The organism is Paraburkholderia susongensis (assembly GCF_900177725.1).
Lineage (GTDB): Bacteria > Pseudomonadota > Gammaproteobacteria > Burkholderiales > Burkholderiaceae > Paraburkholderia > Paraburkholderia susongensis.
Genome location: NZ_FXAT01000007.1, coordinates 243,201 through 263,367, shown reverse-complemented (window position 1 = coordinate 263,367; position 20,167 = coordinate 243,201). Strand labels below are relative to the sequence as shown.

Here is a 20,167-nt window from a genome sequence, read left to right as displayed (position 1 = left end):
AGCAACCCTTCACGCCTCTTTCGCGAAAGAGCCGCGGAACTCGGTGAAAACACTAAAGCGGGACTTTATTGAAAAAAACAGGCGAGCAGATGAGATGCGTTTTTACTGCGCTGCGTCACGTCATGTCACGTCATGCCGTGGCAAATGCCTCCTGCGGTTCTTCTTCGCGCAGAATGTAGCCGAGCCCGCGCAAGGTCATGATCTTCGCGCTCGACGCCGCGAGATGCTTGCGCAGACGGTGAATATAGATATCGATTGCGTCGGCGCTCGGCTCTTCGTCGAGCGTGAAGATCTTGTCCATCAGCGTCGCTTTGGAAACCGTCCTGCCCTGCTTCAGCATTAGCGTTTCGAGAATCGCGTGTTCGCGGCGGCGCAGTGGCAGACGCTCGTTTTGCAGCACGAATTCGCGCGAATCGAACAGATAGCGCAGATCGCCGCACTCGATCGACTGGCCTTTGTCGCCCGCCGCCTGACGTCGAATCAGCGCCTTGATACGCGCCACGAGTTCGCGTGCGTCGAAGGGCTTGACGACATAATCGTCGGCGCCGGCGGAAAAGCAGGCCACCTTGTCGTCGGTCGAACCGTTCGCGGTCAGCATCAGCACCGGCACGTTATCGCGCTTGCGGCGCAAACGCGCAAGCACGTCCTTGCCGCTGATGCCCGGCAGGCGCAGATCGAGCAGCACCGCGTCATAGCATTGCAGGCCGAGCAGCGCCTCGGCGCATTCGCCGTTCTGCGCCCAGTCAATCGCGAATTGCTCGACCTGCATCAGGTTCATCACCCAGCGCGCGAGGTCCGCGTCGTCTTCCACGAGCAGCAGTTTCATCGTTCCCCCTTCCTTTTGCGGATCGCGTGACGTCTCAGTTTGCAGCCATCCATAAACGCATCTCGACCGTCGCGACGAGTCCCGCGCCGCCGTCATTCGATTCGAGCCGGACGGTGCCGCCCTGGCGGTGTGCGATCTCGCGCACGATCGGCAAACCGAGGCCGGTTCCTTCCACATGACCCGAGGCGCGATAGAAGCGCTCGAACACGCGTTCGCGCGCTTCGGCCCTGATGCCGGGCCCGTTGTCGATCACGCGGACGATCGCCATGTCGCCGCGCCGCTGCGTGTGCACGGTGACGTGGCCGCCCGCTTGCGTATAGCGCAGCGCGTTGTCGACGAGATTGGTCACGAGCGCAGCGGTCAATGCTTCGTCGCCGGTCACGTATAAGCCGTCTTCCAGTTCCGCGCCCAGGTCGATTTCACGCGACTGCGCAAATGCGATCAACTCCTCGAGCACGCCCGCAATCAGTGCGCTCAGGTCGATCCGTTCCCGCGCATTCGACGGCGCGGCCGATTCGGCTTGCGCGAGCAGCAATAGCTTGTTGGTCAGCGTGGTCAGCTTGCGGCTGCTCTTGTGCATCCCCGCGAGCGCTTCGGCGAGCGAGGCATCGCGGTTGTCGCGCTGCCGCGCGAACTGGATCTGCGCGGCCAGCAACGCGAGCGGCGTGCGCAACTGATGCGCCGCATCGGAGATGAATTGCCGCTGCGTCGCGGCCTGCTGGCCCATCCGCGCGATGCACTGGTTGATCGCCTCGACGATCGGCCGCAGTTCGACGTGCAGGCGCGCCACGCGAATCGGTTCGAGTTGCGACGCATTGCGATCGGCGACGTCGTCCTTCACCTTCATGAGCGGCAGCAATTCGAAGGTCAGGCCGAGGTAGACGAACACCATCGCGAGTACCAACGTCAGTACTTCGCTGGATAACTGCGGGCGCAACAGGCGCCACACCATCGCGTCCCGCGAGCCTTCCGTCTTCGCGACCGCCACGATCACTTCCTCGGTGCGCCCCGAATCGTAGAGTTGCCGCACGTAGGCCACCGCGCGCGCCTCCCGGCCATCGCCGAGACGGGTGGAATAAAGCGTGGGGCGGTCGCTCACATGCGTGGGCAGCGTCAAGTCGGGACTGCCCGCAAGCAGACGATGACCGCTTGCCTCGACACGATAGAAAACACTGTCCTGTTCCGGCGATTCGAACAGTTCGAGCGCGGCCGGCGGAATCTGGATCGACACCGAGCCGTTGTCCCAATCGATATCCTCGCCGATGATCCGCATCGACGAAAGCAGCGCATTGTCCTGCATCACATCCGCCGTGGTCTGCGCGAAGCGATACGAAATCACGGCGGAAATAGACACGAATGCGGCGAGCGGCAACAGCAGCCACCACAGCAAACGTCCGCGCAAACTGCCTGAAAACACGATACGTCAATCCTTTTTTGCTCGAAGCGATATACGCGCCCCAATCGCGGGCCGCGAACGCAGACTCAACAGGAAACGCGTGCAGCCCGCTCTCAAGGCTTCACGTCGTCGACAAACCGATTGGTGAACGTTCGCGACAGATCGATATGCCGCCCCTTCACCGCCGGATTGAAAGCGGACAGTACCTTGAGCACTGTCTGCGGACCGTCGGCGGGCATCCTGCCGTCTACCGTGTACATCGGCAGCGAAGCCCGCAGGGCGCTCACATAAAGCGCCCTGTCGATGCCGATATCTTCTTTCGGCATCTGCGCGGCAATTTCTTCCGCGCTATGCGTATGCATGTAGCGCAACGTTTTCACGAATGCGCGCGCGAGTTTCGCCGCTTCCTGCGGATGCGCATCGAGCCACGTGCTTTGCACGTACAGGCTCGACGCGGGGTACGTACCGCCGAGCGCCGCTCGCGTGCCGTCGACATTGCGCATGTCCACGAGCACCGTGGCATCGCCCGATTTCAGCAATTGCGTGACGGTCGGCTCCGTGGTCATGCCCGCGTGAATGCGTCCTTGCCGGATCGCCGTGATGAAGCTGTTGCCCGCGCCGACCGGCAGCAGCGTGTATTGCGAAGCCGGCACGCCCGCGCGCTGCGCGAGGTATTGTGTGAGAAAGCTCGTCGACGAACCGAGCCCGGTCACGCCGAGCGTCTTGCCGCGCACGTCGGCCATGCTTCTGATCGAATCGGCCGATTTCGCCGCAACCATCTGCACCTCGCCGGGCACCTGGCCGAGCACGACGATCGTCTTGACTTCCTTGCCGCGCGCCTGCAGATCGATCGTGTGATCGTAGAAGCCGACGACGCCTTGCACCGCACCCGCGAGCATTTCGTTTTCGCCGTCGATTCCGGTCGGCTCCGACAGCAGTTCGACGTCGAGCCCTTCTGCCTCGAAATAGCCGAGTTGTTCCGCGAGACGCGCGGGCAGATAAATGAGCTTGTTGATGCCGCCCACCATGATGACGAACTTCTCCGGCGCGGCGGCGCGCGCGGGCGTCGCGAGCTTCGCGGCCGCGCAGAACGCGAGCGACGCCACGAGCGTGACGTAGAGCGCGCGCGACGAACGCGTCAGGGGAAGCTTCATTGAGGGTGTCTCCGTTATAGGCCGCATCGGCGCTGTGCGCCTGCCCGTGATTCTGAAGGTGCAAACCCTTCCCGATGCTTTCACGAATGCGTATTTCGGGTTGACTCCGGGTTTGTCCCGAGTCGTTCGAAGCCGCGATTCCAGGTCATGGCCTCGCGAGCCGTTCCAGACCATGTCAGGTCATTTCTCCGTGGCACGCGAAAACGTTACGGCGATATGCACGCCTTTGCCGCCTTCGCCCGCCTTCAGCGTGATTTCACCGTGATGGGCGTCCGCGATTTCCCGCACGATCGCGAGTCCGAGCCCCGTGCCATCCGTGTCGCTCGAGGCCCGGAAAAACGGCTCGAACACGCGGCTGCGCGACTCGGCCGGGATGCCGGGACCATTGTCGAGCACACTCACCGTGACCGTATCGGCGTCGGCATTGACGGCGACCGTGACATGACCGCCGCTGCCGGTATAGCGGATCGCGTTCTCCGCGAGATTCGCGATCAGCGCCTGCAGCAGTCCGCGATGCCCTGATACCAATGCCACGCCGTGCAATTCGGCGCCAAGGTCGATTTCACGCGCCTGCGCGAGCAACGCGAGATCTTCGACGACCTCCATGGCGAGCGGCACGAGATCGACGTTTTCCATCGCCAGTTGCGTGTTGTCGGCGGCTTCGGCCTGCGCGAGCAGCAATAGCTTGTTGGTGAGCCCGACCATCGACCGGTTGCTTCGATGCATCGCGGCCAGCGCTTCGTCGAGCGCGGGATTCAGGCCCTCCTGCTGGCGCGCGAACTGCAACTGCGTGCCGAGCAAGGTGAGCGGCGTGCGCAACTGATGCGCGGCATCGGCGATAAAGCGGCGTTGCGCGGCCACCTGCACGCCAAGCCGCGCGATGCACTGGTTGATCGCATCGACGATGGGCCGCAACTCCGTGTGCAGACGCTCCACGCGAATCGGCTCGAGCTGCATCGGATCGCGGTCGGCCACCTCGTCCTTCACCTTCATCAACGGCCGCAATTCGAACGTGAGCCCGATGCACACCAGCGCGACCGCGAGCGCGATCATTTCGAGTTGCCGCACGAGTTGCGGCCGCCAAAGCTGTTGCGTCATCGCATCGCGCGAGCGCACGGTCTTGCCGACCGTCACGCGCACGCGGCGCGTGACGCCGTTGTCGTACATGAGCCGCACGATGTCGACCGCGCGCACCGTCTGGCCGTGCAATCCGGTGTAGTACTGGTCCGGCACGTCGGGAGCCGGCAATGCGCGCGCCGGGAAATCAGGCGTGCCCGCGAGCAGTTGCCCGTCGTCGACACGCACGCTGTAGAACACCTGGTCGCGATACGGCGATACGAAAATTTCGAGCGCGGCGGGCGGCACGTCCACGCGCAGAAAGCCGTCGCGCCATTCCACTTCGCCGGCGATCATGCGCGCCGACGCAATGAGCTGATTGTCCTGCACGAGATTCGCGGTGCGCCGCGCGTTGTCGTATTCGGTCTTGCCGGTCACGAACACATAGAGGGCGAGCGGCACGAGCAGCCACCACAGCAGGCGTATGCGCAGGCTATTGGCCATCGTTAGTGGTCGTCTTCTTTCTTGCGCAGCAGATAGCCGAGCCCGCGCAGCGTGACGATCGCCGCCGAGCTGCCGTCGAGCTTCTTGCGCAGACGCGAAATGTAGATCTCCACCGCGTCCTCGCTCGGCTCGTCCGCGAGCGTGAAGATCGCGTCGACGAGCGCGGGCTTGGTCACGGTCTTGCCGAGGCGCAGGATCAACGCCTCGAGCACCGAGCGCTCGCGCGGCGTCACGTTCAGCGGCGCGCCCTTCAACGTGAACTGGCGCGTGTCGATGTCGAACGAGAGATCTCCGCACACCACCTCACCCGCCTTCGACGGCGACTGCCGGCGAATCGCGACCTTGATGCGCGCAATCAGCTCGCGCACCTCGAACGGCTTCACGAGGTAGTCATCCGCGCCCGCGCCGAGCAGTTCCACTTTTTCGTCGATCGAGCCGCTCGCCGTCAGGATGAGCACCGGCGTCGCGTCGCCGCGCTGACGCAGCCGGCGCAGCACGTTCTTGCCCGAGAGCTTCGGCAGGTTCAGGTCGAGCAGGATCACGTCGTAGTGATTGGTGCGCAGCAGACGGTCGGCCTCGTCGCCGTCCTGCACGGCGTCGAGTGCGAACGCCTCCTGCTCCAGCATTTTCGCGAGCCAGTGCGCAAGCGTGGGATTGTCTTCTATGAGCAGCAGCTTCATGGCGGCAACGGCAAAAGTCAGGCCGTCGATTGTGCCGTAAAACAAAGGGTTTGCGCGCACCCTGTGTGGTTTGCGGCATACGTTCCCCACCGGCGGGGTCGCGCCGATCCTGCGCCGTTCTCGCAGCGCTCTCGCGGAGTTCTCATAGCGACAGCGCGACGACATCGAGCCCCGGTTCCGGGTTAACACCCATGTTTCGCCTTCCACGCCGAAAGCTGGCAGAAGGTTTCGCGTTTCTATAATCGCCGCCATTCACCCAGAAAAGCGCCGCCTGCAACACTGCGGCGACCCAACCTAAGGAGACTGCTTCATGCGTACCTTGCGCCAGATTGCCGCTGTGTCAGGTGTTGCGTTCGCCCTCGCCGCCGCTTCGGCTGCGGCTCACGCCGAAAAGATCACGATCATGGTCGGCGGCGCCACCAAGATCATCTATCTGCCGGCCAAGCTGACCGAACAGCTCGGCTATTTCAAGGACGAAGGACTCGACGTCGAGATCCTCTCGCAACCGGCCGGCGTCGATGCGGAGAACGAACTGCTGGCGGGCGCCGTGCAAGGCGTCGTCGGCTTCTACGACCACACGATCGATCTGCAAAGCAAGGGCAAGGAAGTGCAGGCCCTCGTCGTGTTCGGCCAGGTGCCCGGCGAAGTGGAGATGGTCTCGACCAAAGCAGCCGACACGCTCAAGAGCATGGCCGACGTAAAAGGCAAGACGCTCGGCGTGACCGGGCTCGGCTCGTCGACGAGCTTTCTCACGCAATACCTCGCACAGCGCGCGGGCGTGCCGTCCACTCAATACTCGCTGCTGCCGGTCGGCGCGGACAACAGCTTCATCGCGGCAATCAAGCAGAACCGGATCGATGCCGGCATGACCACCGAGCCGACCGTTTCGCAACTGCTCAAGACCGGCGACGCGAAGGTGCTCGTCGACATGCGCACGCTCGAAGGCACGCGCGCCGCGCTCGGCGGCACGTACCCCGCTTCGAGCTTCTACGTGCAGCGCGCGTGGGCCGAATCGCACAAGGACGACGCCGCCAAGCTCTCGCACGCCTTTGCCAGGACGCTGAACTTCATCTCGACGCATAACGCGGAAGAGATCGCCGCGAAGATGCCCAAGGACTACTACGGAAACAACAAGGATCTGTACGTGAACGCGCTGCAGGCTTCGCTGCCGATGTTCACGAAGGACGGCAAGATGCCCGCCGACGGCCCCGACACGGTGCTGAAGGTGCTGTCGGCATTCAACCCCTCGGTGAAGGGCAAGCACATCGACCTCGCCAAGACCTACACCAACGAGTACGTGTCGGCGCCGGTCAAGACTGCGTCCAAGTAACGCTCTTTCAATACCCAGAGAACTGCGAGGCACCCGCTGATGAATCAACCCATGTCACGAGAGACGCCAGCGATCGAACTGCGCAACGTGTCGTGCCGTTTCATTTCCCCGGACGGCAAGGCAACCATCGCGTTGCGCGACTTCAGCATGTCGGTGGCGCGCGGCGAATTCGTCGCGGTAGTCGGCCCGACAGGCTGCGGCAAGTCCACCACGCTCAGCATGATTACCGGCTTGCTGAAGCCCACCACCGGTGAAGTACGCGTGATGGGCGCGCCGGTGGACGGCATCGATCCGCGCATCGGTTTCGTGTTCCAGGCCGATGCCGTGTTTCCGTGGCGCTCGGTGCTCGACAACGTGGCGGCGGGCCCGCTCTATCGTGGCCGCTCGAAATCCGCCGCCTACGACGAAGCGAACGAATGGCTGCGCCGCGTGGGCCTCGACAAGTTCGGCAAGCACTATCCGCATCAACTGTCCGGCGGCATGCGCAAGCGCGTCGCGCTTGCGCAGACCTTCATCAACAAGCCGGAAATCCTGCTGATGGACGAGCCCTTCTCGGCGCTCGACATGCAGACGCGCACGCTGATGCAGGACGAGCTGCTGCAATTGTGGGGCGGCGCCGGCTCGGTCGTGTTCGTCACGCACGATCTCGAAGAAGCGATTGCGCTCGCTGACCGCGTGTTCGTTCTGACCGCGCGCCCCGCGACGCTGAAGAAAGTGTACGAAATCGATCTGCCGCGTCCTCGCGTCACTTCGGAGATTCGCTACGACCCGCGTTTCATCGAAATCTCGCGCGACATCTGGCACGACCTGCGCGAAGAAGTGCAGATCGGTTAATCAAGGAACGGCAAATATGTCTACCCCCTCTCAACAGATGATGCCTTCGGGCATCGACGCAGCGTCGCTCGCTCAGGTCGAGCGCATCGCGCAGAAAAAGATCCGCCAACGCCAGGTGCTCGTCGTTTCGCTACGCATTCTCGTGCTCGTGGTCGTGCTCGGCGGCTGGGAACTGTCCGCGCGGCTCAAATGGATCGACCCGTTCTTCTTCTCGATGCCGAGCGCGATTTTCGAGCAGATCGTCGACTGGTTCGTGAACGGCACGTCGCAAGGTCCGCTGCTCACGCAGGTGTGGGTCACGCTCGAGGAGACCGGGCTCGGCTTCATTATCGGCTCGGTCGCGGGCATCTTCTGCGGCATCGTGCTCGGGCGCAACAAGCTGCTCTCGGACGTGTTCAGCCTCTACATCAAGATCGCCAACTCGATTCCGCGCGTCGTGCTCGGCTCCGTGTTCGTGATCGCGCTGGGGCTCGGCATGGCGTCGAAGGTCGCGCTCGCCGTGGTGATGGTGTTCTTCGTCGTGTTCGCCAACGCGTTCCAGGGCGTGCGTGAAGCGGACCGCTACATGATCGCGAATGCGCAGATTCTCGGCGCGTCGCGCCGTCAGGTGACGACCTCGGTCGTGATTCCGTCCGCGCTGAGCTGGATTCTCGCCAGCCTGCACGTGAGCTTCGGCTTCGCGCTGGTCGGTGCGGTGGTTGGCGAGTTTCTGGGCTCGAAGCAGGGCATCGGTTTGCTGATCTCGACCGCGCAGGGCGCGTTCAATGCAGCCGGCGTGTTCGCGGCGATGATCGTGCTGGCCGTGGTTGCGCTTGCCGCCGACTATCTGTTGACCGCGCTCGAGCATCGTCTGCTGAAGTGGCGGCCGAGTTCGGTTTAAGTGGGGCGTAGTATCCGCGCTGCCTGACATGTGACGCGGGGCGCGCGGCGCAGCCCGTACTCTCCTGATGACGAATGCCGTTCAGTCCGTGACTGAGCGGCATTTTCATTTCCGCCGCGCGATAAGCGGATTTTTCAGGCATTTCCGCGGCTCGCCTTCGGGCGCCGTGTCTTCCACCGGCAAACTGTTGCTCTCCAGACGTCGGCCGGCGCGCAACACTTCCCTGTCTTTCCCGGTTCGCACCGGGCCGAAACCCCGCCGCCATCGCTCTCCGTGCGCAATGGCACGTTCAATGCTCTACCCCGCACGAGTCGGTCTGTTGCCAACATCGATCGAAACGAGGTGGGCCATGTCGAGTGTACAGAGTCAACGTCGGCCAATGAGCGCGCGAAGCCGCGCGTTCATGCGCAGCAGCGCCGCGAGCCGTCGCGATCGCCATCATTCGAGCGAATTCGTGCTGTTCGGGCTGCGTGCCGCGAGCTTCATCGGCAGAGGCCCGAAGCAACTGTGGCCGTACGTATTGCCGTGGGTGTTCGCGTTGCTCACGATCGTCTTTTTCTGCCTCGTCGTGCGCGGCGTGCTGACGCGGCAGTTGCTGGTACCGCCGGTCGAAACGCCGCAGACGCTCACCGAACGCGGCTACACATCGGTCTTTCTCGCCGAGCGGATCATGTCGGCGATGAAGGAAATCGGTCAGGACTCCGACTCCATTCCGCACGACACGATGACCGACAACGACGCGCAACCGGATATCCAGATTCCCGGCCAGGACATGTCGTATGCGTCGACGGTGCGTTTCATCAAGGGCGTCATCAAGCGTGCGGACGTGGTCGTGCATGTCGGCATCACCAGGACGAACGACGGCGTGGACTCATACGTCGCGCACGTGCAGATAGAAGGCGGTCCGTTCAACGCCCGCGAAAGCACGGTACCCTTCGAAGGGCGCGACCTCGAGAAGTTCGTGCACGACATTGCCGTGCAGGCCATGCGGCTTGCCGAGCCGAACATCCTCGCGAGCCATCTGTTCACGCAGGTGCAGAAAACCCGATGCTCGCTCGCGCATTGCAACTACCGCGAGATCGTCTCGATCTATGACGAAGTGCTCGCGCTGCCCGCCTCCGAGCAAGCCGAATGGGCGCTCGCGGGCAAAGCGTGGCTGCTCGCGAATCAGGGCCTCTCGAGAGAAGCGGAACAGCAGACCCGCGAAGCGCTGACCACATATACGCACTCGGCCGTGCTGCGCGCGAGTCTCGGCATTGCGCTCGAACAGCAGCACCGTATCGACGAAGCGCTCGAAGCACTGCGCGCCGGTGCGCACGAAAAATCACACACGGCGGAAAACCTGCGTCTTCTCGGCGATGTGTTGTTGCACGCGCATCGCTATGGCGAAGCACTCCACGCATTCAGGCAGGCCGCCGAGATGAAACCCGATTCCGTCGACGCGCTGCACGACTGGGGCGAGGCGCTCGTCAGCGTGGGCCGCTACGACGAAGCAATCGACAAGCTCTCGCACGCCGTCGCGTTGCGTCCCGACCTCGCGCCCTCGTACGCGGAGTGGGGCCGCGCGCTCGACCGCAAGGGCGATCTGCGCGGCGCCTCGCGCAAATTCGCGCAGGCATGGCAACTCGACCCCGGCACGCTATCGGCGCGGGAAAGCGATCTGGCGCGCTTCGCCAGCGCGGTACAGGACGAAAACGGCGCCCCCGCACCGGCGCCCGACGCGCGAATCCGGCCCGTTTCGAATCCACCGATGGCGTACCCGCTTCATGCATCGCTCGAAGCACCACGCGAGGCTGGAAAAAGTGCGATGTCTTTGGCCTGAAGCGGACGCATCCGGTTTCATAAAAGCTCTTTCGCGACCGCACGTTTTGCGCTAAGTTTGCAACGCCAAGCTGCATCGGACGATGCCGGCCAGGCGGCACGCACGATCCATCCAGTCCCGAACAGAGAGATGAAAATGAGTGACGTCCAGCACAGCGCACAGCATGATCCAATCGAACACGTCGTCCTGCTGCTGATGGAGAATCACTCGTTCGATCAGATGCTCGGTTGCCTCGACGCCGTGCATGAAGGACTGGACGGCATACGCAACGCCGCCACGAAATCGAACTCCGACGGCCAGGGTCATACGTTCCGCCCTTGCGCCACCCACGAGCGGCAAATGAGGCACGATCCGAATCACGAGCACGAAGCCGTGATGAAGCAGATCGACGCGGACAACAGCGGCTTCGTCCGCTCCTTCGTGCAGGACTTTCCGAAGAGCAGTCTCGCCGCGCGCCAGGACGTGATGGGGTATTACCCGCTCGGCTTTCTGCCTGCGCTCCATACGCTCGGCAAGCAATTCACCGTGTGCGACCGGTGGTTTTCATCATTGCCGGGCCCCACCTGGCCGAACCGCTTCTTCGCGTTGACAGGCACGTCGATGGGGCAGGTCGACATGCCGTCAGGACTCAACGCGCTTAGTCCACACTGGTACACCGAGCAGAGCCAGGACACGATTTTCGATCGCCTGAACGCCGCACGAAAAACATGGAAGGTCTATTTCTACGACTTTCCCGCGTCACTGCTCCTGAAGAACCAGCGGCGCGCCGAGAATCTCGCGAACTATCATTTTTTCGACACATTCTTTCACGACGCGGCCGGCCCCGCCGACGCGTTCCCGCAATTCGTGCTCATCGAGCCGAAGTACTTCGGCGAGGCGCAGAACGACGATCATCCGCCGCACAACATCATGAAGGCGGAGAAGCTGATCGCGGATACCTACAATGCGCTGCGCTCGAACCAGGCGCTGTGGGAGCGCACGTTGTTAGTGGTCCTGTACGACGAGCATGGTGGCTTCTACGACCACGTATCGCCGCCTGCCGACGCCGCCGCGCCGGACGACCATACCGCGAGCTTCGATTTCACCCGGCTCGGCGTGCGCGTGCCCGCCATCCTGGTGTCGCCGTGGTGCAAGGCCGGCGTCTGTCATGCGCGATTCGACCATTGCAGCCTGCTGAAATACCTGTGTGAAAAGTGGCAGCTCGAACCGCTTGGCAGGCGCGTGCAGCAAAAGGAAACGGCGAGCGTCGGCGAGGCGATTCTCGGCACCGGTGCCGCGCGGACCGATACGCCGGCCTTTATCCGCGTGACCAATCAGTCGCTGATTGCCGAGCACGTGGAACTGGAGCGCAAGTCTTCGAACGGCAATCAGCACGGACTGCATCATTTCGCGGACTATCTGCACGAGGAGCTGGACCAGCTCGCCGCACACGCGGTCGAATCGGCGGCGCAACTGACGCGCACCAACAATGCGTGGACGCGCGTTACGAGCGCCCTGGGCTCGCTGATGGTGAGTTTCGGCCAGTGGCTCAACAAGGACTTCTACGAAGCGCGGGACCAGCGCGACGCGCGCACGAGCCAGGCGTTCACGCGCCTCGCGCAATCGGTCCACAAAACGACGGGGGCGCAGCCGAAAGATGCGGCTGCAACGATGCGCCAAACCAGCTCCGTTTCGCCGAAGTAGCAACGGCCGGGAACGCCCGATCATGGCCGTTCTGGCCCAAAGCCTGCGGAGGCCAGGAGATTAAGCGTTAACCCTTAAAGTTCCGCCTCTTTATATCAAATTTCGCAACAAACATTCACCAAGACACGTATTACTCTCTCCAGTTATCGAAATTACAATGCAATTACTGACTACGAACCAACACGTTCGAAGCACGATAAACCCGAAAACTGGAGGTAAATATCATGAAATCGCTCATTCAAGCCGTTGTTATCGCTGCCGCAATCGCCGCTCCTGTCGCTTCGTTTGCGCAAGCCAACCAGCCCGTGACCCGCGCTCAAGTGCGCGCCGAACTGGTTCAACTGGAAAAGGCCGGCTACCAACCGGGCCACGCCGACCCGCACTACCCGGCTGACATCCAGGCCGCTCAAGCTCGCGTCGACGCGCAAAACGGTGTCGGCCAACCCGCGGCAAGCAGCTTCGGTGGTGTGACCAGCGGTTCGTCGCAATCGGGCCACGCGGCTGCGACGACTGGCGCGAAGTCGATCTACTTCGGTCAGTAAGCAATAAAACGCAGTAGAGCAGGCGTAGTAAAGCGCGGTTCGAGAGGAAATAGCTTCAGGTGTCGCCGTCCCGGCAAGTGGCGCGGTGACCCGAACCGCCAGCGCATCCGCAGCACGCGCCGTTTCGATTGACGCACCTTCGATTCAAATGAACTGGCCCGCGGCTCGGGTATCCCCGAGCGCGGGCCAGTTTCGTATTGCACACGTATTTGTTACCTCCGTCATCGGGCTCCCGATGACTTCGCCCAGGCCTTCATGGTCTGGGCGCTTTTTCGCGGCGCTTCCCGTGCGCCGCGCCGAATACTCGACAGCAGGGTCAGTCGCGCGCGATCAGACCATCCACCTGACCGCGTCCGGTTACGAGGCAGCTCGACAGGAAACTCTCGCTCTGCGCACCGGCGCCGGCCTCTCCAAAGCCCTTCTTCATCGCGTCCGATTTGACGAGCGCCGCGCCCTGGTGGCACGTAATGGTCCCGACCTCACCGGCCTGAGCACGCATCAATGCCCTATCCGCCATCAGATAGCCAAGCAAAAGCACCAAGACAATATAGAACGCCTGCCGCATGGATCGTCTCCTCTTTGGGAAGAGACTAACGCGAAGCGCGAACGCACGGTCCTGGGGCTTTCCCGATTGCCCGCTATTTCATGATGCGGATCAAGCGTGACCCGCGCGTGACCGTATGTGAAACGTTTACAGTCGCGCTTCGATCTTTCTGATGCGCTTCTCGATCGCGTTGCGCACCAGCGCATTCGACGGCACCAGCAGCAGCGACGACGCGATGATCCCATACACCGTATTGCGCGTGACTTTCGACACGCGGCCCGGATCGAGCCACGCGCCGTTATCCGCGAGCAGCACCAGTGTTTCGAGGCCGATCAGAATCGGCCACAAACACGCGAGACGCAAACGCACCGAACCAGCGGGAATCGCCAGCGTGTAGTCGAGCGCCACGCGGAAATGATCGAGCGTCTTGCGCAGAAGCTCGACGAGCAACGGCCGTGCGCGCAGTGAATTGGCCGGTTGCAGCAGATCCTGCGCGCTCAGGCCATGCTGATTCAGCATGGCCTGCGGCAGATAGCAGCGGCCGATGCGCAAATCCTTGCCGCAATCGCGCAGCACGTTGGTCATCTGCAGCGCCTTGCCGAAACGCACGCCGCGAAGCGTCATCGTGCCGGGTGGCTCTTTCAGTGTGCCCGGCATATGCGCGTAAGTCATCGTCGTCCAGAATTCACCGACGCAACCGGCGACGAGGTACGTATAGCGATCGAGTTCGTCGTATTCGCGCAGCGCCGTGATCTCGCCGGAACGTTCGTCGGGGAACGTGCGCAGATCGAACTCCATACCCTCGGTCAGCGTCGAGACGATTCCGCGCACGGCCTTGCGGTCGGATTCGCTCAGTTGCGACAGCACGTCGAGCGCAGGGCTCAGCGATTCGAGCAGCACCTTTTCATCCGATTGCACCTGGTGGCTCGCCACTTCGGCAGCGATGCGCTGGAGCGACGCGCTATCGGCGGCCACGCCATTCACCTGGTCGCGCAGCGCGAGCAGCAATGCGAGACGTTGTTCAGGCGGGATCAGCGAGGTATCGGCAATCGTGTCGGCCGCGCGCGCGAGCAGATACGCGAGACCGATCGGGTCGCGCATGCCGGCGGGCAGCACGCGCAGCGTCAGATAGAAGGAGCGTGAAACGCCTTTCAGGAGCGGGCCGAGAAGGATGGCCCGGGTCGGAGTCGGCATGGGTTGGATCGGGTCGCGGTACAAGGCGTAATGGCAAAAATACGGGCAGATGCGTTGGCAAACCAGCCGCAAAAATCAGGCGCTGCCGCATTGTATACGCCCGCGCGTCCATGCCGCGCCCAAGCCGTGCTCATGCCGTTCTGATCTCACGTTAGTTCGCGGCGGCGATTGAAGCCATGCGTGAGCGCGCGCAACACCCGCGCAACACGATTAGTCTGCCGGATCGTACTGGTGATAGCCGAGGTAGCCGTTATGGGTGTCCTCTACCTTGGTGACCCGCCAGTGCCCGTTTTCCCTGGCGACGAACACCACGAGGTTTTGCCTGTCCTGCGGCTTCACACCGAAGGTCACTGGTACGACAGCCACGCCGTCGAGCATGATCGCCGGATGCACGGTCATGGTTTCAAGCCATACCCGCGGGTCGAGATCCTGCACTCGCGTGAAGTAGTCGGTATCTCCGGGCAAACGGTTGTGCTTGTAATCGTCTCTCAGCGTATCTACCGTGTTTTTCGACACATAGCGGTAAATGGTGTTGTCCGTTAGCTGAAAGTAGTGGGCGTCGCGTGCGTCCTGTTTTCCGATGTACCAGGCGTAAAACTCCCTGACTGTGGCTTCGGGAGTATCAGCCGCCGCGGCGGGCTGCACCATGCCCAGGCTCAGTGCGATGGACAGCGAAGCAAAAATGCGTAAAAGAAAGTTCTTCATCGTTAGTCGTGCCGATATATTTTGTAGGCAGGCCGATGAATCCGATATTCCGGACCAGGGTAAAAGCCATGCAGTTGCCTGAAGTCACTGATCCAGATTTGCCCATCGAACATCGCCATATGTCCTGCCGTGTGCGCGCCGGTTGCCTGGATGACCACCACGTCACCGGGTTGCGGGTCGCCGTGCACCTCATAGAACCCGGCACCAACAAGCGATGAACCATAATCCTTGGCCAGCCCAGTGCGCATAAGGTGGATGCCGCCTGCCTGAACAGCCTCACGCGTGTACTGAGCGCACGAACTGATGCTGGCTGGCCGTGCATGGGTCTGCAAATACCGTATTGCCGTCTGTTTATTCCACATCATTTGCCACCATTCCGTAATAGAAATTGGAAATTTATCTGCATTACCAAATAAATCCCATTTTCAAGACGAAACTTGGTAGCGTTTGACTGTCGTACTGTGGAGTCCTGACGAATCACACAGTAGAAAAAAGGCGCGCCAAGTGGCAACGATGGGCCATACTCCGCCTGATGAATCAGGCGGCAGGCGTTTGCAATGAATCATTGCCAAAGGTTACGCTGCTTCGATCTTCGACGAGAGCGAGCTCAGCAGGACGCACAAAGCGTCCCGCCGTCAGCACCCCTCCCTCAGAAGCCGTGCAGCGACACGACGATCAGCGCAGCACCGACAATCGCTACCACGTCCTCGATCAGCGCCGCCGGCGCATCCCGCCCGAACATGCTCGCCAGCGAACTACGCGCCTTCGCCCCGCCGAGCGTACCGATGATCGCACCGACCGCGCCGACCACCGCACCGAGCACGCCGACAATCGAGCCCCCCGCCAGACCACCGTGCGCGCCGCTGATCGCCGCACCGCTCAAGGCACCGAGCACGATGCGCGCACCGAATTGCAACGGCACCTTGCGGCTCGGCGTTTCGGGCAATTGATCCGTAATCAGTTCGACGACCGCCAGCACGGTGAAGATATACGGCGTAGCAGCAAAACCGAAGAACGCGAGCGGCGTGCCTTGCAGCGGCAACCATCCAAAACGCGCGGCCCAACTGACGGCAGTAGGCGCGATCATGGCGCGAAGGCCGGCGACGACGCCGATGAGCAAGGCCAGAACATACACGGACATAGCGGGCTCCCAATCGAGGGCAATGATGCACGGTTGAACAAGCCGACGGCTCACCTGGACGAACGTCGGCAGAACATGTCGATCATTCCATCTGGACAGTCAACTTCTCACCACATACATCGAGGCAATCGCCGTGGCCGCATACTGCCACTCACTCGTTACCGCCCGATCATCGCCGCGCCGGCGCTCGGCCCCTTCGATGTGACCCTAGTGTCGCACAATTCGACTGGAGATAACGAGGCCGATGAGCAGATGGGCGCCGCGCTCACTGGGCGCATCTATTGTTCTGTCTCGTTCTGTCCTGTTTCATTTCTACCGGCCTGGTTGTTTGCTCGAAGCGCTCGCGCTGCCTGCCGCAAATCCAGCCGGGGGTCAGAGGTGTGGATCGAAGCTGCGGGTTAAAGCCTCGAGTCAAAGCCGGGAGTCAAAGCCGAAACCCCAGCTATCGAAACGCCCGGCATCACGCCCGCGAGCATTCTTCTCCAGATCACCGCCATTACTCATCAGAACCGGCCCCTGGCGTTTTTTCCCGCCTCGCCGGCAAACGGTGATAAGTTAGTCAACTCACAATAAAATCTAATGTCTTCGTCATGAGACCGTATCTTCCGCTGAACGCGCTGCGCGCGTTCGAATCGTCCGCGCGGCATCTGAGCTTCACGCGCGCCGCGCTCGAACTGAACGTCACCCAGGCCGCCGTCAGCCAGCAGGTCCGCTCGCTCGAGGAACGGCTCGGCACCGCGCTATTCAAGCGTCTGCCGCGCGGCCTCGCGATGACCGACGAAGGTCTCGCGCTGCGCCCGGTGCTGTCCGACGCGTTCGATCGCATCGAGACAGTACTCAAGCAGTTCGACGGCGGCCACTTTCACGAGGTGCTGACGGTCGGTGTGGTCGGCACGTTTGCGGTCGGCTGGCTCATGCCGCGCCTCAAATCGTTTCGCGAGGCGCATCCATTCGTCGAATTGCGGCTGCTGACGAACAACAACCTCGTCGATCTCGCAACCGAAGGTCTCGATTTCGCAATTCGTTTCGGCGACGGTACATGGCCCGGCTCGCTCGCCACGCGGCTGCTCGACGCGCCGCTCGCGCTGCTCTGCACGCCGGAGATCGCCGCGCGCCTCACGCGAGCCGACGATCTCGCCAACGAAACACTACTGCGCTCGTATCGCGTCGACGACTGGATGAACTGGTTCGCGGCCGCGGGCATCGCTCCACGGCCGGTGCGCGGGCCGGTGTTCGATTCGTCGCGGCTGATGGTGGAAGCGGCGATGCAGGGGGCGGGCATCGCGCTCGCGCCCACGCTGATGTTCGAACACGAGATCAACACGGGGCGCCTCGTGCGCCCGTTCGCGGTGGAAGTGCACGCGGGCAGCTACTGGCTGACCTGCCTCAAGGGCAAGCCGATGACACCGGCGATGGTGTTGTTCAGTCAATGGATCGTGAAGGAAGCGGGTGCGTCCGCCCAAGGTTAATACACGGCTGCCGCGAGGCGATGTCCGTTCATCGCGGGCCGCCTGGCTTGCGGCGGAAACACGTTCCACGAGCCATCGCCGTGGCGGAAGAAGAAGATCGACAGCAGCCCCTCGGGCTTGAGTGCCTCCACGCAAACGTAGCGCTGCGAGGTACGATGGCAGAACCGCACGACGCGCGCGGGCATCGACGGGGTGGGCGCGAGCCATTTGTCGACGGCCCAGTGCAAGGTTTTTTCCGCGGCGGCCATGATGCTCTCCTCGAATCCTCTCGCGCTTCGCGCGCGGCATTCATTGCGATACGTTCACGCGATCTGCGCGATCTGCGCGGCACACTCGCCGCTTTGCGCACCGCGTTCCCTACGATTACCCGCTCCATTCCTCGCGCCGCTTTCGACGAACGCCTTCACCAGACACATGAGCGCGCGCACGCCCGCGCGCGGATGACGCAGGCAGCCATGCACCTGTTCGCTGCGGCTTTCGCCGAGCAGGCACCATGCGCAAAAGTGTTCGCAGTTGTTGGTCAGCAGGCGGTAGCGGTTTTCACCGAGGCGCGAGCGAGCGCGACGCACCGCTTCGGCGCCGGCGTAGCGCGCACTCGGTGTCCTGCGGATCGACAACGGATGACCGGCGGCAAAGCATGCGAGCTCCACTTCCTCGACCGGGCCGCGATGCGCCGAACTCGCAAAGCCCGCGTAATGGACCACACGGCCGTTGCCGACATAGATGCCGTGATGCTCGTAGCCGTTTCGTTGAGTGACGAGATGCGCCCCGATCGGCAGATCGATCGTCGACGATGCGGCGCAGCCTGCGGCGCCGGATTGCCGGTCTTCGTTGCCTGCGTCGAGCGTGTGGGTGTTCATGACTGGCCTCGTTCGGATTTCCAACACGGTTGCGAGAGCTTTTGCATCATCCGGGCCATGCGCGGAAAAGCCCCTGTTTACCGGGTTTTCGGCTCGCGAAGGATTTTCTGAAGGGGGTGAATGTCGGCGGTAAGCCAACAGCATTCGCGCCGATGTGTCGGTGCGCGGCGCTCGCCTGAAGGCCGCGTCATGCGGTTTGCCCGCGAATGAGGAACGCCCGCGCGCCCGATCGATGTGTTGGGTCACACACCGGTTTCAATACGCGCTTGTTGGCTGCGAGCCAACCTCTCGTGCCGCACCCGGCTCCACCCATCAGGCGCACGTGCGCGCAATCGCCCGGCAGTCAACGCGCGACGGGAAATGGGCAAGTTGCGCCGCCAATTGGCATGGCACTTGCACCATTAGCCGCAGCATCGCTTCAACCGCGCGCGTTGCACACGCGGCCTACCGGAGAACGCCATGTCTTGCCTCACAGTCAACGACCTCTCGCTGAACCTTGCGCTCGACCGCAAGGCGATGGCGGCGATTCGCGGCGGCGGTGGCGCGCCGTGGGTATATGGCTGGATCCAGCCCTACGTGCCCCAGACGCCGAGCATTGGACCCGTCGTCAATCTGTACGAGGTGTCCAACAACTTCTACGCTAACCAGATGATCAACCAGTTCCAGTCGGTCGACGTGCGCAACACCGGCGCGAACTCGAACATCAACGTCTCTCCCGACGCACGCAACAGAAACGATATGGTGTAGCCGTTGTGACCTGTGCGAGCCAATTTCGCTGGACGTCGTCCGCGCGTTCCGACGCGGGACGTGTACGCGAAATCAACGAAGACGCCTGCCTCGACCAGCCCGAAGCCGGCCGCTGGGCGGTCGCCGACGGCATGGGCGGGCACGCGGTCGGCGAACTGGCAAGCCGCACGGTGATCGACGCGTTGGGTCGTCTCGCAGCGCCGCTCAGCATCAGGACGCTGATCGCCGATACGCGCGCGCGGTTGCAAAGCGCGAACCGCCAATTGCGCGACGAAGCCGCGCGCCGCCAGGTGCAGCGCATTGGCAGCACGGTGGTCGTGCTGCTCGCGTGCGACCGTTTCTGCGGCTATGTCTGGGCCGGCGACAGCCGCATCTATCTGTACCGCGCAGGACAGTTGCGGCAACTCACACGCGACCACAGCCAGGTCGAGGAGTTGCGCTCGCTTGGCGTCATCACCGAAGAAGAGGCGCGTCACCATCCCGCACAGCATATGATTACGCGCGCGGTCGGCGCGACGGACGTGCTCGAACTCGATGACGATGCGATCGAAGTCGCCGATGGCGACGTGTTCCTGCTTTGCAGCGACGGCCTCAGCAACGAACTGAGCGACGACGAAATAGCCGGCGTGCTGACTTCGGCGGAGCGGGAGAACGCCTGCGGCGACCTCGTCGAACTCGCGCTCGCGCGGGGCGGACGCGACAATATCACGGCGGTGGTTGTCGAAGCGCAGGACCCGAATGCGTCGGATAAAACATTGTTGAATCCTGCGCCGTGAGATGACTTTTACGCAGGCTCGGCA

The 20,167-nt window shown here is 62.6% G+C and carries 21 protein-coding genes; 9 read left to right on the top strand and 12 right to left on the bottom strand.

Annotated features, from left to right (window positions below):
• Positions 1-130: 130 nt before the first annotated feature.
• The 5 genes from B9Z01_RS22040 to B9Z01_RS22020 form a co-directional block, all read right to left on the bottom strand.
• Complete coding sequence (locus B9Z01_RS22040) at positions 131-826, bottom strand: response regulator transcription factor (RefSeq protein WP_085486955.1); 696 nt, start codon at positions 824-826, stop codon at positions 131-133.
• 34 nt (positions 827-860) lie between these two features.
• On the bottom strand, positions 861-2,243 hold the full coding sequence (locus tag B9Z01_RS22035; RefSeq protein WP_085486953.1) for a sensor histidine kinase: 1,383 nt from the start codon (positions 2,241-2,243) through the stop codon (positions 861-863).
• A 92-nt stretch (positions 2,244-2,335) separates the two neighbouring features.
• On the bottom strand, positions 2,336-3,376 hold the full coding sequence (locus B9Z01_RS22030) for an ABC transporter substrate-binding protein (protein WP_085486951.1): 1,041 nt from the start codon (positions 3,374-3,376) through the stop codon (positions 2,336-2,338).
• A 180-nt stretch (positions 3,377-3,556) separates the two neighbouring features.
• Entirely contained in the window at positions 3,557-4,936 is a 1,380-nt protein-coding gene (locus B9Z01_RS22025; protein ID WP_085486949.1) for a sensor histidine kinase, read from the bottom strand.
• 2 nt (positions 4,937-4,938) lie between these two features.
• A complete protein-coding gene (locus tag B9Z01_RS22020) occupies positions 4,939-5,616 on the bottom strand; it encodes a response regulator (RefSeq protein ID WP_085486947.1) in 678 nt (225 codons plus the stop codon).
• Positions 5,617-5,926: 310 nt separating this feature from the next.
• Here B9Z01_RS22020 and B9Z01_RS22015 point away from each other — a divergent pair, with 310 nt between their 5' ends.
• From B9Z01_RS22015 to B9Z01_RS21990, 6 genes are all read left to right on the top strand, one after another.
• On the top strand, positions 5,927-6,946 hold the full coding sequence (locus B9Z01_RS22015; RefSeq protein ID WP_085486945.1) for an ABC transporter substrate-binding protein: 1,020 nt from the start codon (positions 5,927-5,929) through the stop codon (positions 6,944-6,946).
• A 39-nt stretch (positions 6,947-6,985) separates the two neighbouring features.
• On the top strand, positions 6,986-7,780 hold the full coding sequence (locus B9Z01_RS22010; RefSeq protein ID WP_085486943.1) for an ABC transporter ATP-binding protein: 795 nt from the start codon (positions 6,986-6,988) through the stop codon (positions 7,778-7,780).
• 16 nt (positions 7,781-7,796) lie between these two features.
• Positions 7,797-8,660, top strand: coding sequence for an ABC transporter permease (locus B9Z01_RS22005; protein WP_085486941.1), 864 nt, complete (start codon positions 7,797-7,799; stop codon positions 8,658-8,660).
• 349 nt (positions 8,661-9,009) lie between these two features.
• Positions 9,010-10,482 (top strand): tetratricopeptide repeat protein, encoded by a 1,473-nt coding sequence (locus B9Z01_RS22000; RefSeq protein WP_085486940.1) that lies wholly within the window; start codon positions 9,010-9,012, stop codon positions 10,480-10,482.
• 135 nt (positions 10,483-10,617) lie between these two features.
• Positions 10,618-12,165, top strand: a complete 1,548-nt coding sequence (locus B9Z01_RS21995; RefSeq protein WP_085487140.1) for an alkaline phosphatase family protein — start codon at positions 10,618-10,620, stop codon at positions 12,163-12,165.
• 224 nt (positions 12,166-12,389) lie between these two features.
• Complete coding sequence (locus tag B9Z01_RS21990; protein WP_085486938.1) at positions 12,390-12,707, top strand: DUF4148 domain-containing protein; 318 nt, start codon at positions 12,390-12,392, stop codon at positions 12,705-12,707.
• Between the two features lie 316 nt (positions 12,708-13,023).
• On the opposite strand, the gene B9Z01_RS21985 is transcribed toward B9Z01_RS21990, so the two are convergent.
• The 5 genes from B9Z01_RS21985 to B9Z01_RS21965 all read right to left on the bottom strand — a co-directional run bounded on the left by B9Z01_RS21985 (position 13,024) and on the right by B9Z01_RS21965 (position 16,291).
• Positions 13,024-13,272: a hypothetical protein gene (locus B9Z01_RS21985; RefSeq protein WP_085486936.1), complete on the bottom strand. Its 249-nt coding sequence runs from the start codon at positions 13,270-13,272 to the stop codon at positions 13,024-13,026.
• A 126-nt stretch (positions 13,273-13,398) separates the two neighbouring features.
• Positions 13,399-14,445 carry a phytoene/squalene synthase family protein gene (locus B9Z01_RS21980; protein WP_085486934.1) on the bottom strand — a complete coding sequence of 349 codons (1,047 nt, stop codon included), beginning with the start codon at positions 14,443-14,445 and terminating at the stop codon, positions 13,399-13,401.
• Between the two features lie 210 nt (positions 14,446-14,655).
• Positions 14,656-15,150, bottom strand: a complete 495-nt coding sequence (locus B9Z01_RS21975) for a DUF3828 domain-containing protein (RefSeq protein WP_085486932.1) — start codon at positions 15,148-15,150, stop codon at positions 14,656-14,658.
• 2 nt (positions 15,151-15,152) lie between these two features.
• Complete coding sequence (locus B9Z01_RS21970) at positions 15,153-15,515, bottom strand: CHAP domain-containing protein (protein WP_085486930.1); 363 nt, start codon at positions 15,513-15,515, stop codon at positions 15,153-15,155.
• A 284-nt stretch (positions 15,516-15,799) separates the two neighbouring features.
• Complete coding sequence (locus B9Z01_RS21965) at positions 15,800-16,291, bottom strand: DUF4126 family protein (RefSeq protein WP_085486928.1); 492 nt, start codon at positions 16,289-16,291, stop codon at positions 15,800-15,802.
• 590 nt (positions 16,292-16,881) lie between these two features.
• Here B9Z01_RS21965 and B9Z01_RS21960 point away from each other — a divergent pair.
• On the top strand, positions 16,882-17,760 hold the full coding sequence (locus B9Z01_RS21960) for a LysR family transcriptional regulator (RefSeq protein WP_085486926.1): 879 nt from the start codon (positions 16,882-16,884) through the stop codon (positions 17,758-17,760).
• On the opposite strand, the gene B9Z01_RS21955 is transcribed toward B9Z01_RS21960, so the two are convergent.
• Positions 17,757-18,008, bottom strand: coding sequence for a hypothetical protein (locus tag B9Z01_RS21955; protein ID WP_085486925.1), 252 nt, complete (start codon positions 18,006-18,008; stop codon positions 17,757-17,759). The genes B9Z01_RS21960 and B9Z01_RS21955 overlap by 4 nt on opposite strands.
• 54 nt (positions 18,009-18,062) lie before the next feature.
• A complete protein-coding gene (locus tag B9Z01_RS21950) occupies positions 18,063-18,620 on the bottom strand; it encodes a lecithin retinol acyltransferase family protein (protein ID WP_085486923.1) in 558 nt (185 codons plus the stop codon).
• Positions 18,621-19,079: 459 nt separating this feature from the next.
• Between B9Z01_RS21950 and B9Z01_RS21945 the strand changes: the two genes are divergently transcribed.
• Together B9Z01_RS21945 and B9Z01_RS21940 are read left to right on the top strand one after the other, a co-directional pair.
• A complete protein-coding gene (locus B9Z01_RS21945) occupies positions 19,080-19,367 on the top strand; it encodes a hypothetical protein (RefSeq protein ID WP_085486921.1) in 288 nt (95 codons plus the stop codon).
• 5 nt (positions 19,368-19,372) lie between these two features.
• The gene (locus B9Z01_RS21940) at positions 19,373-20,143 is read left to right on the top strand and encodes a PP2C family protein-serine/threonine phosphatase (protein ID WP_085486919.1); all 771 of its coding nucleotides are present in this window, start codon (positions 19,373-19,375) and stop codon (positions 20,141-20,143) included.
• Positions 20,144-20,167 lie beyond the last annotated feature (24 nt).